The organism is Pedobacter sp. R20-19, from assembly GCF_000708265.2.
In the GTDB taxonomy this organism is placed as follows: domain Bacteria; phylum Bacteroidota; class Bacteroidia; order Sphingobacteriales; family Sphingobacteriaceae; genus Pedobacter.
This window is the reverse complement of record NZ_JCKI01000003.1, coordinates 618,825-638,043: the sequence shown is the minus strand read 5'-3', so window position 1 is coordinate 638,043 and position 19,219 is coordinate 618,825. Positions and strand designations below refer to the sequence as shown.

Sequence of the window (19,219 nt, the reverse complement as noted above, 5' to 3'; positions counted from 1 at the left end):
AATGTAAGAACATAGTAGCCATAGCGCTTATATGTAACTTATATGCCTTAGATGGTAATTTTCCCTTGTGAATGAAATATTTATAAGGAAGCGTGATTTAATGTTCCAGTTTAAACGCTATTTTTGACCATATAAGGAATGTAAGAACATTATAGCCATAGCGCTTGTATGTAACTTATATGCCTTAGATGGTAATTTTGCTTCGTGAATGAAAATTTTATAAGGAAGCATGATTTTATATTCCAGTTTAGACGCTATTATTTCTTACCATATAGGAATGTAAGGACATAATAGCCATAGCGTTTATATGCAGCTTATAATCAAATGGTAGTTTTGTAACTAAGTTGTAAAAAAAATCAATTAGAAAGGTTCGTTTACAAGCTTTAAATCTTGATTTTTAGATCTAAAATTAATAATAAAATGTTTATGACAAATGAATGATTGTCATTTTTAAAATTGATTCTACATTTGCTTAACGGTGTTAGATTATTTATCACATCATATTCCAAATCATGGGAAGCAAAGAAAGAATTTTACGACTTAAAGATGAGACCAGAACAAAAATTCTGGATGCAGCCTTGAACATTGTTCAAACAGAAGGATGGCAGTCTTTGAGTATGCGTAAAATTGCTGATCAGATTGAGTATACTGCACCCATTATTTACGAATACTTCTCGAATAAAGATGGTATACTTCTTGAATTAACGAGAAGAGGTTATTTGATTTTAGCCAAAGATATTCGTGAAGCCAGAGACCAACATGAATCGGCTGCGGATAAAATGGAAGCTATGTGGGTTGCTTACTGGAACTTTGCCTTTACACATAAAGAATTTTATCAGTTGATGTATGGTGTGGATATGGTTTGCTGCACAGTAAAAAAATCTATGCCAGAGGCTGAAAATGTTTCTGCCATGTTAGGTGACGTGATTGAATCTTTATTTAATAAAAAACCGGTTTCAGAGAATGATATCTGCATGAAGTATTATACCTATTGGTCTATCATTCATGGTTTAATTTCCATTAACCTGGTTCGCCCGAATGGAAGAACAACCGACGAACTAAACCAACAAATTTTAAAAGATGCCATTAAAGGCATTACATTATCTATTAATAGTTAATTTTTTTTACACAACAATCTAACACCGTTAGATTATTTATACACGCTAAATTCACCATAATTTTTATTCAAATGAATGCCATCCATCACTTGTTTATGTTACTTAACAGTGTTAAATCGTTTAATCAAGTTAAGTCTATGTTAATTATTTCTACATTATCTTTCATTTTAGTAAGCTGCAAGTCTTCGCCAAGCCAAACTGCAGCTGCGCCACCACCGCCAGTATTGCCAGTTAGCCAGGTTACCGAAAGTGCGCAAACTACTTATATCGATTATCCTGCAGCCATTCAAGGTGCTGTAGATATTGATATTCGTCCACAGGTGAGCGGCTATCTGCAAAGTGTTTTGGTAAACGAAGGTGCTTATGTTACTGCCGGACAAACACTTTTCAAAATTAATGATCGTCCTTACCGCGAAGCTTTAAACAACGCAAAAGCAAGTTTACATGCTGCCCAAGCGGCTATATTAAATGCACAGCTTGAAGTGGACAAATTAACGCCATTGGTTCAAAATAAAGTTGTCTCAGATTTTCAATTGAAGACTGCAAAAACGGCTTATAAAATTGCGCAAGCCAATGCCGAGCAAGCACAGGCAAGTGTAGCATCGGCACAGATTAATTTGGGTTATACTAATGTAAAGGCGACTGTAAGTGGTTACATCGGCCGGATTCCAAAAAAACAAGGGAGTTTAGTGTCGCCAACTGATCAGGAAGCGTTAACACAGCTATCTGATATTCACGAAGTACATGTTTATTTTGCTTTAGCAGAAAACGATTTCAATAGCTTCAATGCAAATTATGCTGGAAAAACTCCTGCAGATAGAATCAGTCATTTACCAGCAGTTGAATTGCTTTTATCAGATAATACAACTTACCCTGTTAAAGGAAAAATTGACATGATTGATGGTCAGTTTGATAAAAACACTGGTGCCATTACCTTAAGGGCTAGTTTTAAAAATGCTAATGGAATATTAAGATCAGGCAATACAGGTAAGATTCGTTTGGGCTTGCAGCATCCTGAAGCTATTTTAATTCCGCAGGTAGCAACGGTAGAAATGCAGGATAAAGTATTTGTGTTCACTGTAAACCAGGGAAATAAGGTAAGCAAAATGCCTATTACGGTAATTGGCAAAAGCGGCAGCAACTATCTGATCAAAGATGGGGTAAAGTCTGGCGATCAGATTGTATTAAGTGGCCTTGATCGTTTGCAGGAGGGCCAAGTAATTACACCTGAAAAGGCATCAGATAAAGCTGCTCAATTATAATAGGAAGCTGAAAGATTAAAGGCAAAAGCTGAAAGACTAAAGCTGAAAGGTAAAAGCGTAAAGCTGAAAGTTGAAAGACCAAAGCCGAGTGACAAAAGCTTAAAGCACATTTTGCAGGAACGAAAAAATAAAATAAGATAAAATGTTTAAAATATTTATACAAAGGCCCGTACTGGCAACAGTAATTTCCATTCTATTGGTCATATTGGGGATACTTGGCCTAACTAAATTGCCATTACAACAGTTTCCTGATATTGCACCACCATCTGTTTTGGTTACGGCGGTTTATCCAGGAGCAAATGCTGAAACCGTTTTACGTTCGGTAGCCCCATCTCTTGAGGAATCCATCAATGGGGTAGAAAACATGACCTACATGAGTTCTACAGCCAGTAATGATGGTTCACTGGCGATTACCGTTTTCTTCAAATTGGGTACCAATGCTGATCAGGCTGCGGTTAATGTGCAGAATCGTGTGGCTCAGGCTACGAGTCAATTACCTGCTGAAGTTGTTCAGCAGGGTGTGATCACCGCCAAGCAGCAGAATAGTTTCATCATGGCAATTGGCTTATACACGGAGGATGAATCGAAATACGATCAAACTTTTGTGGCCAATTATGCACAAATTAATATTATTCCAGAAATCAAAAGGATCCCGGGTGTAGGCTCGGCTGCAATTTTTGGTGGATCAAAAGATTATTCAATGCGTGTTTGGTTAAATCCTTCACAAATGTCTACTTATCAGGTTACGCCTAATGAGGTGATGAAAGCCATTCAGGATAAGAGTTTAGAGGCGGCCCCAGGAAAATTCGGAGAGAAGAGCAAGGAAGTTTTTGAATACGTAATTAAATATAAGGGGAAGTTAACCAAACCAGAAGAGTATGAAAATATTGCTATACGTGCCAATGCCGATGGTTCTATTTTGCACTTGAAAGATGTGGCAAGGGTAGAATTGGGTGCTTATTCTTATAATAGTATCACACGATTGAATGGTAAAAAAGGAATTGTAATTGGTATTATCCAATTGGCGGGTTCAAACTCAAACGATATCCAAGTGGCGATTAACAAGCTGATGGAAAAATCAGAGAAAAGCTTTCCGGCCGGGATTAAAAAGAATATTTTTTATAGTACCAAGGTTGCGCTTGACCAATCTATTGAGCAGGTAGAGCATACTTTAGTGGAAGCCTTCATTTTGGTTTTTATTGTGGTATTTATTTTCTTGCAGGATTTCAGGTCGACCCTAATTCCTGCCATTGCAGTTCCGGTAGCTATTTTGGGTACATTTTTCTTCATGCAGTTGTTTGGGTTTTCGATCAATTTATTAACGCTTTTTGCTTTGATTTTAGCCATTGGTATTGTGGTAGATGATGCGATTGTAGTGGTAGAGGCAGTGCATGCCAAAATGGAGCACAAGCATTTATCGCCCAAAGCGGCTACACATGAGGCCATGCATGAAATTACAGGCGCCATTGTTTCCATTACGCTGGTGATGGCGGCAGTGTTTCTTCCTGTTGGGTTTATGGAGGGTTCTACAGGTGTTTTCTATCGTCAGTTTGCCTTCACGATGGCCATTGCGATTGTGATTTCGGCGGTGAATGCGTTGACATTGAGTCCGGCTTTGGCTGCATTATTTTTGAAGGATAATCATGCCGCTCATAGCGAAAAGACTGAAGTTAAACCAAACTTTAAGCAAAGGTTTTTTAATGGATTTAACCACAGTTTTAATTCCTTAACCAACCGTTATGTTGGTGGACTTAAGTTTTTAGTACGCCACAAATGGTTAAGTTTAGGTGGTTTGGCATTGATTACGCTGGTAACTGTCTTTATGGTTAAAACTACACCATCAGGCTTTATCCCAACAGAAGATCAGGGTTTTATTGCCATTGCAGTAAACACACCATCAGGTACTTCATTGGATGGTACTCAAAAGGTAATGACTGAAGCCGAAGGGATCTTAAGCAAGCTGGATGCTTCAAGAGATGTAACTGCCGTATCAGGTTTCAACCTGCTTACCAACTCAACCAGTCCATCTTCAGCAGTAGTTTTTGTATTGTTAAAACCAAATGAAGAACGTGGCGAGGTTAAAAATATTGAGGATATTATGAATCAGGTGCGTGGAAAGTTAGGTGCCATTTCTGGCGGTAATTTCTTTGTGTTCAGTTTCCCTACCGTTCCGGGCTTTAGTAATGTGGAGGCTTTGGATATGGTGTTGCAAGATAAAACAGGTGGCAAACTGGATAAATTTAGTGGTATCTCTCAACAATTTATTGGTGAGTTAATGAAACGGCCGGAAATTGCTGTAGCCTTTACCAGTTTTAAAGCCGATTATCCGCAGTTACAACTAGATATCAACGATGAAAAAGCTGATCAGCTAGGCGTGAATGTGAAAGATATTCTGCAAAGCATGCAAACTTATTTCGGAAGTGTACAGGCATCAGATTTTAACCGCTTCGGTAAATATTACCGTGTGGTAGTTCAGGCTGATGTACAGGATCGTGCAGATCCTTCGGCTATAGACAGGGTGTTTGTAAAAAGCAACAGAGGTGAAATGGTACCCATAAATACATTGGTTAAACTTACCCGTATTTATGGTTCTGAAACAGCATCAAGGTATAATCTGTTTAACTCCATCTCTATTAATGCCATTCCAAAACCTGGTTTTAGTTCGGGCGATGCCATTAAAGCGATTGAAGAAGTGGCAGAAAAGCACTTGCCAGCGGGTTATAGCTATGAATTTTCTGGACAAACCCGTGAAGAAATTTCATCTGGCGGACAATCTACCGTGATCTTTTTATTGTGTTTGGTATTTATTTACTTCTTGCTATCTGCTCAATATGAAAGTTATATCTTGCCTCTAGCGGTAATTTTATCTATCCCTGCCGGAATATTTGGGGTATTTGTTGCGATAGGTTTAACTGGAATTGTAAATAATATTTATGTTCAGGTGGCGCTGATTATGCTCATCGGGTTGCTGGCAAAAAATGCGATCCTGATTGTAGAATTTGCTGTTCAGCGACGACGTGCCGGCGAACCTTTAATTGCTGCGGCATTAGAGGCTGCAAAATCAAGGTTGCGTCCAATTATCATGACATCCCTTGCTTTCATTGTAGGTTTAATACCAATGATGGGTGCAACTGGTCCATCAGCGCAGGGTAACCATTCAATTAGTATTGGTGCCGCAGGTGGGATGATCTCTGGAGTAATTCTGGGTTTGTTTATCATCCCGGTACTCTTCGTGATTTTCCAGGCTTTACAAGAAAAAATTTCAAAATCAAAAGAGGTTGTTCATCATGAAGAGCCTGTAAAAAAATTAGTTTATGAAACGGTTTAATATATTCATCATCTTGCTTCTTGCAATTATTTGGAGCGGATGTTCGGTTTCCAGAAACCTGTCTTTACCAGAAAATCTGGCTCCAGGAATGTTTAGAAATTCTATGCCTAAAGATTCTTCCAGTATTGGCGATTTGCCTCTAAAAAACTTTATTAACGATCTTACGGTACAGCATTTAATTGATACGGCTTTGGTGAGGAATTATGATATGCAAATTGCATTAAAGAACATTGATGCCTCGGAAGTTTTGTTCAAACAATCTAAATTAGGGTATTTGCCTGAGTTGAAATTGCAGGTTACTGGAAGTTCCAGTCGCCCTTCTGATAATAGTTTGAATGGGTTAAGTTTAAATCAGTTTACGGGATCTACTCATATTGAAGATTATAATGCTAACCTTGGTGTGTTTTGGGAAGCAGATATTTGGGGTAAAATCCGCAATCAAAAAGCTGGCGCTTTAGCCAGCTTTTTACAAACTGGTGAGGCACGTAAAGCGATTCAAACACGTTTGGTAGCTAATGTGGCACAGGGTTATTATAATTTGCTGATGCTTGATGCTCAATTGGAAATTGCCAGGAAAAACTTAAAACTAAATGATAGTACGCTTAGAATTATCAACTTACAGTTTGATGCTGGTCAGGTTACTTCTTTAGCCATTCAACAGGCAGAGGCACAACAGTTAAATGCGGCGCAATTAATCCCGAGGTTAGAACAAAATATTGCCTTACAGGAAAATGCTTTGAGTGTATTAATTGGTACATTGCCAAAATCTATTAGCCGTCTGAGTCGTTTAGATCAGATGGTTATTCCTACAGACTTAAATGCTGGTTTCCCATCATCTTTATTAAGCCGCAGACCAGATATTAAATCAGCAGAACTGGCTTTGGATGTAGCTAATGCAAAGGTAGGGGTAGCGAAGGCGAGTTTGTATCCATCATTGGTGATTACGGCAAGTGGTGGAATCAACTCTTTTAAGGCAAGCAATTGGTTTAGTATACCAGCATCTTTATTTGGAATGGTATCTGGTGGAGTTACACAACCTATTTTTCAACGCGGTCAGCTTAAATCTAATTTAGAACTGGCTAAAATCGATCGGGAAAAAACGGTGATTCAGTTTCGTCAGTCGGTAATAAATGCTGTGGGCGAGGTATCTGATGAATTGACAAAGGTAGAAAAGCTAAAATCGCAGTACAGCATTGCTGAAAAAAGGGCGCAGACTTTACAGCAGGCTTCCAGAAATGCGAGTTTGTTATTTAAAAGTGGTATGGCAAATTATTTAGAGGTGATTACGGCGCAAGGGAATTTATTGCAAAGTGAACTGGAACTAACTACCATTAAAACGGAACAACTTAATGCGGTAGTTGGCTTGTACCGCTCGTTAGGCGGCGGCTGGAATTAAATGCTATTAACCTTTATTATCACATAAACCTATAAGATTTTCAAAACCTTATAGGTTTTTAGGCCTTCTAGAAGGAAATGGCAAGGCTATTAGGTCAGTTGTAAAAAACAATCGGTTTGTTGTTTGGCAATTGGTACTTTTTTTAAACCTATAAGAGTCTTTAAGACCCTTATAGGTTTTATGTAATTGCAGTATTTTATGCCCAAGCGGTTGTTTTTTACCATGGTAAATAAATCGCTATTTTTATTCATCCTCGTTAGGCAGATAGGATGAACTTCTTATAAAAACTTACGAAGTTCTCCCAACTCAAATGGCTTTTGAAACTTCGAAAGTTAATGTTCGATCCGATTGTTATAATTTTACGATATTGATTTATGGTTTCTTACCAATATTTACCCTGATGTTTACTTCAAAATCACCATTGGTATAACCGCTGATGGCGGATGTTGCCGTATTGTAATAGGCCATGAAATATAAGGAAGACTTATAATTCATTCCAAAACCTACGGTAGCATTTTGTGTGTTGTGGTACATGGCCATTACATACAATTTATCGTTGGCGAAATTGGCATTTACACCGGCATCCCAAAGGTTATCGTAATTTTTAATGCCTCTGAAAACTCCCTTCGGCTCCAAACTAATGGCGTTGATGCCACTGCCGAAGTTAAATTTATAACTTACAGCTGAATAGAATGTTGGTTTGTTTGCGTAATTTAAATCATCGTTTCTGAAAACGGAACGCATATTGGGCAGAGCACCCTCGACGGTAAGTCCGTTTGAGATATAGGAGACACCAAAATCGCCATCTAAATAATAGCCACGATCATTAAAACGGGCAATTGAAGGGTCGTTAATATCGCTGTTCCGCACGCTACTTAAATCGAGTTTATCCTGACTGGCCCCAAATGAAATACCGAAATTTAACTGTTGGTTATCACTGCTTAAGGGTAAATGATAGGCAAAAGTTCCAACGGCTTTGGTGCGTTGTATCCCGCCTGATTTTTCATTATAAATGTTTACACCCCAGCCCACTTTATTTACTTGTTGATCTAAAGTTACACTTTGCGTAATGGGAGCACCAGGAATATTAGACCATTGCTTACGGAAGCTACCATTAATATTAAAACCTTCGTTAATACCCGCCATTGATGGATTAACGAGGTATTTATTTTGAAAATATTGCGCATTTAGCGGAAGGATTTGTGCCCCTGCTGTTTTAGAAAATATGATGCTTGCGGCAAATAGAAACGTTACGCGACTTATTTGCTTAAGTTGTTTAGTAATTGCTTTCATGTCTGTAATTAGTCTCTAATGATGTTGATATAACCTTTAAAAGTTCGGATGCCTGTTCCTAAATCAATGATGTAGTAATAGGTTCCTTCTGCAAGCGGACTGCCGTTTACAGTTCCATCCCAATCATTTGCATAGGCTTGTTTGGTGTATAAAATCCGGCCGGCTTTATCAAATATTTTCAGGGTATTTTTTGGATAGTAATCAATGTTTTTAATGATAAACCGATCATTATAGCCATCGCCATTTGGCGTAACAACTGTACTGGCTTCTAATTTATAATCATCTACCACAGTGATTGAAATACTTTGATCGCTGGTGCAGCCGCTGGCATTGGTTACTGTTACTTTATAGTTTCCACTTTGTTTTGGCCTGATGGTAGCAGTAGCTGTTGATTGTCCGCTGGTGATGTCAGCTCCCGTCCAGCTATATTGTGAACCGCCGGTTGCTGTTAAAATTATGGATTCGCCTTTTGAGATGGATACATTGCTGCTGCTGATGTTAATTACGGGAAGTGGATTTACCGTTACTGTTGCCGTTCCACTTTGGGTTTGTGTTGCAAAGGCATCTGCCACGCTAATTAAACGATAAACAAATGTACCTGTTAGGTTTGTAGGCGCACTTAAAGTAACCGTTGTTCCGTTGGTAGTGATTATTCTGTTGCTGCCACCATTTATAGTATAGGTGAAGGTATATGGAGCGGTACCAGCTGAACCTGTAAAAGTGATTACAGGGGAGTTGTTGAAATTACATACAGAAGCGTTGCCTGTAATTGTGGCTAAAGGTAATGGGCGAACCGTTACAGTTGCAGAACCGGTTTGTGCTTGCTCGCAGTTTACATCAGCAACACGAACTAAATTATATACAAAGTTGCCTACGGATGTTGTAGGCGCAACTAAGGTTGCAACATTGCCAGTTGAGGTAATGGTTCTGTTAGTGCCACCGTTAATGTTGTAGGTAAAAGTATATGGTGCGGTTCCGTTTGCCCCGGTAAAAGTGATGGTTGGTGCAGTACCATTTTGTGGAATAGCAGTAGATCCGGAAACACTTGCCGTTGCTAATGTTCTAATGGTTACTGTTGCTGTTCCACTTTGATTTTGTGCTGCATTTACATCGGCAACGCTTAGTAAATTGTAGTTAAAACTACCTGCAACATTTGTTGGTGCAACCAGTGTTGCATTGGCATTTGTAGCGGTAGAGGTTATGGTTTGGCTTGCTCCACCATTTATATTATAGGTAAAAACATATGGCCCGGTACCGTTTCCACCAGTAAAAGTTACGGTAGGTGCTGTGCTATTTAAGCAAAGTGCTGTTGTGCCTGAAATGGTTGCTACAGGAATTGGGTTTACTGTTACCGTAGTAGAAATATTTTGCGTTTGGGTGCTGTAGGCATCGGTAATGCTGGTTACAGTATAGGTAAATGTACCTACTGTATTGGTAGGTGCTGTAATGGTTACCGTATTGGTGTTTGATGTTGCCGTTTGCGCTACACCACCATTAATTTGATAGGTAAAAGTAAATGGAGCAGTACCTGCTGAGGCCGTAAAAGTAATTGCCGGAGCAGGAGCATTAAGCGGAACTGAAACATTTGAACTTACTATGGCTGCGGGTTTGGCATAAATATGCAGATTAGCAGTTTGATAATCAATGGCATAATTGGTACTCAAGGCCAATGTGCCTTGGGTAATGGCATAATCGCCCGCTGTTTCTCCAGGATTTCTACTTAAAGCACCTGTGAAAATATCTGTTCCGATTAATGCTGGAGTAGATGTGTAGGTAAACGATGGATCTACAGTGGCTTCTACTTTGGTTTTGGCATCAGCCGTTACGGTAATCTTTTTAGGCGCTATAGTTAAAATTTGCTGTTTTGCTACGGCTGGATTAAAAAACGTATCTCCCGACTGATTAGCTGTAATGGTAACCGTACCTGCTTTTAAAATATGGATATCGTTATTGCTCAGGGTTGCAATATTGGTATCGCTGCTGGTATAGGTGATGTTAATGTTGGTATTATTGCTGGTTGCACCAACCGGGAAATCAGGATCACCATAGGTAACCGTTTTGGCCGCCGCAAGTGTGATGGTTTGGTCGGATTTTACTGATGCATCATCTCTGCTATACCAAATAGGAGAAGTAATGATCCGGCTTCCATCTGCTTCTACAAGATCTGCATAGTAATAGCCTGTTGCTAAATTTGCCAGTGCATTATCTGTATAGGTTAAACTGGTAGAAGTGCTTGAGGTTAATTCAATCGGATTTACACCGCTACCTGGGGTACCGTATAAGATTTTAATACTTGTTACCGGGCTTGTTGTAATTGAGTTTAACTCAATAAGTGGTGCGCCAGCGGTTTTAAATATGCTACCAACGGGTTGTTTGTTAATGGTAAAGACAATTTTTGCAGCAGAATCTTGCGATGCATAAAAACGCATCTTCTTAATCGCATCCAATAAATCGTTTTCGGTAAGGGCAGGAGCCATTACAACTAACCTGGCCCGGGTATGCCTGCCGAAAGTTAGGTTATGGTTATCATGATCGATACTGGCGCCAAGGTGATAACCTCTGGCAAGCATTCTATTATAGTAACTCAGGTAACTCATAGAGCTGGCTGGGTCTGAATAGGTGATGTTGGTTGAAAATGCCGGGCCACTTTCCAAAGCAGCACCTACAATTGCACTGTCTGCACTTAAATCATAAGTAGCTGAAATATTATTATAATCGGTTGTATTAGGATGTGCCAGTGTTGCAACAGCATTTAATCCATGTCTGTTGATGATTCTGAATAATCCGGTAGGGCCGGTATACACGCTTTTAGGTACGTAAATTTGATTTTCTCCGGGTTCCCAGCCAATTAATGAATCAATTCCGTAAACTATTACGTGTCCGCCACCACTAATTACGCCCCACTCCATACCGTGCATGGCTACGAAGGTAGATGTAGTGGCTTTTTTTGCCGCTTCAATTCCGGGTTGCCAGCTTGCCAAAGACATTCCTGCCTGTGTGTGGTTATGTTCTGATATACCCAGGAAATCTAAATTCATGGAGTTTTTAGCAAATGCATAATCATCTTCAGGCTTTTTGGTTAAGTCGTCTTTATTTCCATCAGAATAACTGCTGTGACTATGCAAATTTCCATAATAGAAATTAAGCTTATTTACGTCTAAAACACCAGTTTTTAGGTTGCCCAGCAGCGGTTGGGTAGTGAGGTATAATGGCCCGCCACTACAAGCACTGTTAATGGAATAGATGAAGAAATAGTAATTGGTATTTTGGGATAAACCATTTCTGATGAATGTGCCGCCGGTTCCTCTTTTAACAACGATACCACCGCCTAACTGATCGCCAATGTTGTACGTGGTTTGATCTACCGGAGCAGTTGTTAAAGCAGGATTGGTGCTCATTACCACCAGGTATTCATCTGCACCGGTGGCTGTTGTAAAAGCGCCTTGAATAAAATTATAGTTGGATGATGTAATGGTGAAGTTGGTTGGCTGGGCTACCGGAGTTGCACAAGGCAATAATGTTTTGGTAGACTGGCTTGCGCTTAAAATATTTGTGGTTAAATATTTAGGGCCTCCTGTACATGAGATGTTATTTAATGGAACGATGAAATAAGTATAGTTCGTTGCATCTGTTAATCCGTTATCTGTAAATACATTGGTTACGATTCTGTTGGCGATAACGCCGCCACCAAATGAGGTACCCACATTATAAACCGTTCCATCAACTGGTAAAGCGGTTAAGGTGTTGCTCTGGCTTCTGATGATCAGATATTCGTTTGCATCGGTTGATTTAGTGAAACCTGCCGAAATGCTATTGGTGGTTACACTGTTAAAAGTTAATGCTGTAGCTGGGGTTGATGGCGCTGCGCAAACTGGTAGGTTTGGCGGGAAATGAACGCCTAAACGGTTTGCATCATCATCATCAATGGCATTTTGAACCAAGGCCATAGTGGTTCTTGTCCAGTCGTCATCAATATAAGTAGGGCTAGGTGCCGTAACATTCAAACTTCTTACATAAGAAACATCCTTCGCATTCACTCCTTGTCCAAAAGCATCAATGATATTGTTATTGGCATCAAGCAAAGCCACACCATCGTTTCCATTAAAGTTGATTACCGTATTGCTGTTTAAAACGGCACTTGCTGTGGTGAGATAAGGAATTTCAGTATTGCTGTTTCCGGTGTTGCCCAGCAAAACAGATCCACGTGCAGGAATGGTAAAGTTTAAATTAACGATTTGAGATGGTGCACCCGTGATATTAATGGTTCCGGCATCACCAGATATATTGTATAAAGCCAGTTTTAATTGAGGTGTTGCAGTATTGATAGGCGCATTGCTCAGGTTGGTTAATTCTATCCATTTATTTACCGAAGTGCCTTCATAATACTGACTGATAATAACCGGAGCACTTACCAATGGTGGGTTGGCTGTACTTCCATTTGCGTTAGTTACGGTTGTTTGTAAATTTCCGGCAGCATCTTGTGCAACTACAAAGAAAGTGTAATCAGTTGCGGAGGTTAAACCAGTTACAGTTATAGAAGCATCAGTATTAGCTGTGTTGGCAAATGAACCCGACTTTAATGCAGCTGTACCAGAAGCATCTACACCAGCTTTTACTTGTGCCGGGGTAGGAACATTTGCACCTGATGGAAGTAAAATATAATAGCTGGTTCCAGCCTCGTTAATATTATTGGTTAAGGTAAGTTCTGTTAAAGTTGGATTACTGGTTTTTGGGTATGTACTCGTGGTCACTGGCGGAGTAACATCTCCTAGTACACCTGATCCGGATAAAGCAATATTTATAGTTGTTGCACCTGTGCTAGTGAGCGCAATATTACCGGATGATGATCCCACTACTGTAGGGCTAAACCGTACGTATACCGTGGGCGTTGCCGCTATTTCTGTGGGTGTAAATGCGATGGAAGTTGAAAAAACACTGTTATCTTTTGATACTGAAAAAGGTGCAGTGGTAGTGATATTGGTGTTTGCGTTGGTATTGGTTCCTTTTGCTGTAAAGCTTTGATTACCAGAGTTTGTACCGATGCTTTGGTTTCCGAAAGATAAACTTGCCGTTGATGCCGTTAAAGTAGGGGTTGATACGCCTCCACCCGATGTGAACGACAAATTAAAATTATCAATACCTGTAGAAGGGCGGTTTCCAGACCCTGAAGTTGCATTGATGGTCACAATCCTGATCCATACCGTATTTGAAACATTATCTAAGGCTGTTCCAAAATCAATATTTACCGTATTATTAGTGAAAGAGGTGTTTCCTGTGGTTAATGTCCCGGTGGTGGTTGCTGCCGTAAATGCAGTTGGTGCCGCACCAATGCCATAATCTACCCGCCAGGTGGCTTGTCTTGGCGATCCGGCATCTAAAGATTGTAAATTAAAGCTTAGTTTTAGCGCTGTTTTGCCTGTGGTGTTGGCCAGTTGAAAAACAAAAGCCCCATTTGGATCTCCTACAGCTGCAGTTTGCCTTAAGCCTAAGGCCCGATCTGTAGCTGAACCTTGAACAGCAGTTGTTGCTGCTGATCCTGCTGTTGCAGATGCAAAGTTTTTGAATGCACCAGTGGCATTATTCCATGCAGTAGCAGCGGTTGTAAGGGCTGCGGATGTTCCTAACGCTGTGGCTGTTGCATTTGTTCTTACAGAGAAACCAGCTGGAAGTGCTGTGCCAATTCCGTCAAAGTTTTCCACATAGGGCGAAGTAGTGAGTGTTACCTGAGCGAATAATCTGCCCGCAATCAGAAACAACAGAGATAAAAGTAGAAATTTTTTCATACAGTTTTATTTGGATGATGATGGTCTCCTTCTTGCAGGCAAGAAGAGTTGACACGACAATGGAATCTTTAGTCAGTATTTTAATTTACACGCTTAAAACTTACCGATAAATGGGTTAAGGATAATTGTTGGATCATTTGAATACCCATAGCAAGATAATGCCACTAAGGAGCTTATCATATTGCCTGAATAAGTTGGAAATTGAATCGCGTAGCGAAACAATTTAGCTGGAAAAGCAGCTTATTGAAGTAGATTTTTCTGCATATGGGATGTTTAGGATGTAAAAATAGGGTTCGGATATTAATTTAATATTGTGGGGATGTTAAATTAGTTGTGTTTGGTAATCAATGATAGTTAGCCATTGATGATTTAAATTTAGTTAATTATCAGAATATTAACAGTGATGTTGGTAAGTTTTAGTGATTACTGAATGATTTAATGATTGAATGAGAGAATGGTTGAATGAATGAGAGATTTAATGAATGATTGAATGGTTGAGTTAATGAAAGAATGAGTGAATGGGTAGTGAGGTTACATGAAATCTTCAATATTGCCTTTTCCTTCACGGATTACTTCAAATTCGCCATTGGTACAATCTACTACAGTTGATGCTTCATTATCTCCAAAGCCACCATCAATTACCAGGTCTACCAGGTTTTCATATTTTTCGTGAATTAATTCAGGGTCAGTAGAATACTCGATTACATCATCGTCATCTTTAATGGAAGTAGATAGGATAGGATTACCCAATTCTTGTACAATAGCACGTGCAATATTATTATCAGGAACACGAATCCCCACTGTTTTTTTGTTAGAACTAAGCAGTTTGGGCACATTGTTATTTGCGTTGAAAATAAAAGTAAATGGCCCGGGTAATGCTTTTTTCAGCACTCTGAATGCGGTATTATCAATAGGTTTTATATAGTCAGAAATGTGCTTTAAATCATGGCAAATAAAAGAAAAGTTCGCTTTTTCAGGTTTAATTCCCCTCAGGCGTGCAATTTTTTCAATAGCTTTAGGATTGGTAATATCACAACCCAAACCATAAATGGTATCGGTAGGATAAATGATTAAGCCACCTTTCTTTAATACTTCAACTACTTGTTGAATGGCTTTCTCGTTGGGGTTTTCTGGATAGATTTTAATAAGCATAGCGTAAAAATAACAATTTAATGGTGTCGGTTGTTTAATAATCATAATCTTTGTATGAACAAAACATACGCTAATCTATTGTTATGAGAAAAGCTTTCGTGGCCATCGCCGCATTTTTAATTGCCCTAACCATTATGCTGGGCTTATATCATCCTTTTTTATGGTGGACATTTTTATTCACCGGACCCTTTGTAATTCTTGGTGTTTATGATTTATATCAGCCTAAGCATAGCATTGTTAGAAACTATCCTGTATTTGGTAGATTAAGGTATTTCATGGAAGAGTTAAGGCCAAAGGTTTACCAATATTTTGTAGAAAGTGATACCAATGGTACCCCATATAACAGGTTAAACCGCTCTTTAATTTATCAGCGAGCCAAAACAGATAATGATACTATTCCCTTTGGAACCCAATTAAACGTATATGAAAATGGTTACGAGTGGTTAAGCCATAGTATTGCAGCCATTTCTCATCACGAATTAAATTTAGATCCAAGGGTACAAATTGGTGGTCCGGGTTGTAAAAAACCTTATTCTGCCAGTATATATAACATTTCAGCCATGAGCTTTGGTTCATTGAGTCAGAATGCTATTTTGGCTTTAAATGGTGGTGCAAAGATGGGGAACTTTGCACATAATACGGGTGAAGGCGGTATTAGTGATTATCACCGTAAACCAGGTGGTGATTTAATCTGGCAAATAGGAACTGGTTATTTTGGTTGCCGAAATGATGACGGAACTTTTAATTATGATGCCTATTCAGAACGAGCGCATTCAGATCAGGTTAAAATGATTGAAATTAAACTTTCACAAGGGGCTAAACCTGGTCATGGTGGAATGTTGCCTGCAAAAAAGGTAACGGCTGAAGTTGCTCGCATTCGTTTGGTGCCAGAAGGTAAAGATGTATTGTCGCCGCCAGCACATTCTGCCTTTAATACACCAACTGGTTTATTGGACTTTGTGCAAAAACTTAGAGACTTATCAGGTGGAAAACCAGTGGGTTTCAAGCTATGTATTGGTCGTAAAAGTGAATTTTATGCCATTTGTAAAGCCATGATTGAAACGGGTATTTACCCTGATTTTATTACTGTTGATGGGGGAGAAGGTGGAACGGGTGCAGCGCCTCAGGAATTTTCAAATTCAGTTGGGATGCCTTTGCGTGAAGGTGTTGCCTTTGTTTATGATGTGTTAAATGGTTTCGATCTTAAAAAACACATTAAAATTATTGCTTCTGGTAAGGTGGCAACAGGATTTGATTTGGTTAAGAATATTGCTTTAGGTGCAGATTTATGTAATGCAGCTCGTGGGATGATGTTTGCTTTAGGTTGCATTCAGGCTTTAGAATGTAACAGCAATACTTGCCCTACGGGGGTAGCCACACAAGATCAGAGCTTGATGAAGGGTTTGGTTGTGGAGGATAAAACGGTTCGCGTGAAAAATTTTCATAACCTTACGGTGGCGAGTGCGGTTGAATTATTAGGTGCTGCGGGTTTGCGTGAACCTCACCAGTTAAGCAGGGCTTATATCAATCGTCGCGTAAGCTCAAGTGTAATGCAAAGTTACCTGGAAAGTTTTCCTTATATTCCTGCCGGAAGTTTATTGCAAACTCCATATCCAACCCGTTTTGAATTGGGAATGGCGCTAAGCACTTCGCAAAGTTTTGCACCGACAGATTATAAGGTTTCGGCAGTAGATTATGCACATGCAAATCCTTATAGCGATACCATGCATGATGATGGAAGATAGTTATTTCGGTTGGTGAGACGCCAGCCGATAGGTTGGTTAAATGTGCTATCGTCATTGCGAACTGAAGGTCAGGGTTTAGCCGTTAGAGTGAAGCAATCTTTCTAGAGGAATAGATTTTTCTACTGATTGCTGAAATACCAAACAGACTTATAAACAGATGAGTCGTCATTGCAAGGGGGAACGACGAAGTCATTATTTAGGTTGGTGAGACACCCAACCGATAGGTTAGAGTTCAAAGATTTCTCGGCTATGCTCGAAATGACGAAGCAATCTAATTCGCTAAATAGATTGCTTCGTCAGCTGAAAAAGCCTTTCTCACAAGGACGAGTTTGTTAGTTTTTCGTACAAGCTTTCTGCGCTAAGTACGTGAATTAGCGACATTTTTCTCCATATTAATCCCTAGAAATAACACATTATAGGCTGCCAACCAACTTAATCATCAAGTAAGTAGTTTTTTCTGTAAATGGGGGTGGAATGGATAAAAAAAAGAGTTCAAGCCTTTAAAAGCTTGAACTCCTATATCGTCAGGTTTGTTTACCCTAAACCCTAAACCCTAAACCCTAAACCCTAAACCCTAAAACTCTGCATTTTTCGGGAACCTTGGGAAAGCAATGACATCACGGATATTGGTCATACCAGTTACGAACAATACTAAACGTTCGAAACCTAAACCGAAACCAGCGTGTGGCGCTGTACCAAAACGGCGGGTATCTAAATACCACCAAAGTTCATCCTGAGGTATGTTTAAATCTTCCATTCTTTTAGTTAAACGATCTAGGCGTTCTTCACGTTGAGAACCGCCGATCATTTCACCAATTCCAGGGAAGAGGATGTCCATTGCGGCAACGGTTTGTCTGCCTTCTGCATCAGGTTCATTCTGGCGCATGTAGAATGATTTAATGTCAGCTGGATAATCTGTTAAAATTACTGGTTTTTTAAAATGCTTTTCAACAAGAAAACGTTCGTGTTCGCTTTGTAAATCAGCACCCCACTCATCAATTAAATATTTAAATTGTTTCTTTTGGTTTGGTTTTGATGATTTTAAAATTTTAATGGCCTCTGTATAGGTTAAACGCTCAAAATCATTTGCTAAGCAGAAATCTAATTTTTCTAATAAGGTAAATTCACTGCGCTCATTCTGAGGTTTTTGTTTATCTTCTTCCGCAAGGCGGGTATTTAAAAATTCCAGTTCTTCCTTGCAATGATCTAAAGCATATTTGATTACATACTTCATCATATCCTCTGCCAGTTGCATGTTATCTTCCAGATCGGCAAAAGCAAATTCAGGTTCTACCATCCAGAATTCTGCAAGGTGACGGGTGGTATTGGAGTTTTCAGCCCTGAATGTTGGTCCAAAAGTGTAAATTTTTCCAAAGGCCATTGCAGCTAATTCACCTTCCAGCTGTCCGGATACGGTTAGGTTGGTTGCACGTGCGAAGAAATCCTGAGAGAAATCTACTTTTCCATCTTCGGTACGTGGCGTATTGTCGAAATCTAAAGTAGTTACTTTAAACATTTCACCTGCACCTTCAGCATCACTGGCTGTAATTACTGGCGTATGCATATACACAAAGCCGCGTTCATTGTAAAACTGGTGGATGGCAAAAGCCAAAGCATGACGTACTTTAAATACGGCATTAAAAGTATTGGTACGGAAACGCAAGTGCGCAATTTCACGTAAGAATTCTAAACTGTGCTTTTTAGGTTGTAAAGGAAATTTTTCAGGATCGCTATCTCCTAAAATTTCAACAGTTGTAGCTTTAATCTCTACTGACTGACCTTTTCCTAATGATTCAACCAGGTTTCCGGTGGCAGAAATAGCTGCCCCAGTGGTGATTCTTTTCAACAGCTCATCAGGTAAATTATTAAAATCGATTACCACCTGGATATTGCCCATGCAACTTCCATCATTTAAAGCGATAAACTGATTATTACGGAAAGTTCTTACCCATCCCATAACCGTTACTTCTGTGCCAAATGCAGTCGATTTTAATAAATCTTTAATTTGCTGTCTCTTAATCATAATGTTATTTGTAAAAGGCGCAAATTTATGAAAAAATGAGGTTAAATTGTTGGAATTAGTTAAAATGTTGAATTGGCTAATTGTTTTATTGCCTGATTTTTAATAAACTGCCAAGTTAA

Annotated in this window: 9 protein-coding genes; 5 read left to right on the top strand and 4 right to left on the bottom strand. The window is 39.3% G+C overall.

Going from position 1 to position 19,219, the window contains the following annotated elements; translation table 11 throughout:
* Positions 1–512 precede the first annotated feature (512 nt).
* From AN34_RS10260 to AN34_RS10245, 4 genes are all read left to right on the top strand, one after another.
* Positions 513–1,118: a TetR/AcrR family transcriptional regulator gene (locus AN34_RS10260; RefSeq protein ID WP_029284981.1), complete on the top strand. Its 606-nt coding sequence runs from the start codon at positions 513–515 to the stop codon at positions 1,116–1,118.
* A gap of 137 nt (positions 1,119–1,255) precedes the next feature.
* A complete protein-coding gene (locus AN34_RS10255; protein ID WP_369818087.1) occupies positions 1,256–2,380 on the top strand; it encodes an efflux RND transporter periplasmic adaptor subunit in 1,125 nt (374 codons plus the stop codon).
* A 142-nt stretch (positions 2,381–2,522) separates the two neighbouring features.
* Positions 2,523–5,708, top strand: coding sequence for an efflux RND transporter permease subunit (locus AN34_RS10250; RefSeq protein ID WP_029284979.1), 3,186 nt, complete (start codon positions 2,523–2,525; stop codon positions 5,706–5,708).
* Positions 5,695–7,104: a TolC family protein gene (locus tag AN34_RS10245; RefSeq protein ID WP_029284978.1), complete on the top strand. Its 1,410-nt coding sequence runs from the start codon at positions 5,695–5,697 to the stop codon at positions 7,102–7,104. Before AN34_RS10250 ends, AN34_RS10245 begins: the two co-directional genes overlap by 14 nt.
* Before the next feature lie 372 nt (positions 7,105–7,476).
* On the opposite strand, the gene AN34_RS10240 is transcribed toward AN34_RS10245, so the two are convergent.
* From AN34_RS10240 to AN34_RS10230, 3 genes are all read right to left on the bottom strand, one after another.
* On the bottom strand, positions 7,477–8,397 hold the full coding sequence (locus tag AN34_RS10240) for a type IX secretion system membrane protein PorP/SprF (RefSeq protein WP_029284977.1): 921 nt from the start codon (positions 8,395–8,397) through the stop codon (positions 7,477–7,479).
* Positions 8,398–8,405: 8 nt separating this feature from the next.
* Positions 8,406–14,180 carry a gliding motility-associated C-terminal domain-containing protein gene (locus AN34_RS10235; RefSeq protein WP_082468365.1) on the bottom strand — a complete coding sequence of 1,925 codons (5,775 nt, stop codon included), beginning with the start codon at positions 14,178–14,180 and terminating at the stop codon, positions 8,406–8,408.
* Positions 14,181–14,711: 531 nt separating this feature from the next.
* Positions 14,712–15,332, bottom strand: a complete 621-nt coding sequence (locus AN34_RS10230) for an L-threonylcarbamoyladenylate synthase (RefSeq protein ID WP_029284973.1) — start codon at positions 15,330–15,332, stop codon at positions 14,712–14,714.
* An 83-nt stretch (positions 15,333–15,415) separates the two neighbouring features.
* Here AN34_RS10230 and AN34_RS10225 point away from each other — a divergent pair, with 83 nt between their 5' ends.
* The gene (locus AN34_RS10225) at positions 15,416–17,077 is read left to right on the top strand and encodes an FMN-binding glutamate synthase family protein (protein ID WP_029284971.1); all 1,662 of its coding nucleotides are present in this window, start codon (positions 15,416–15,418) and stop codon (positions 17,075–17,077) included.
* Between the two features lie 574 nt (positions 17,078–17,651).
* On the opposite strand, the gene asnS is transcribed toward AN34_RS10225, so the two are convergent.
* On the bottom strand, positions 17,652–19,100 hold the full coding sequence (gene asnS / locus AN34_RS10220) for an asparagine--tRNA ligase (protein ID WP_029284969.1): 1,449 nt from the start codon (positions 19,098–19,100) through the stop codon (positions 17,652–17,654).
* Between the last annotated feature and the right edge of the window lie 119 nt (positions 19,101–19,219).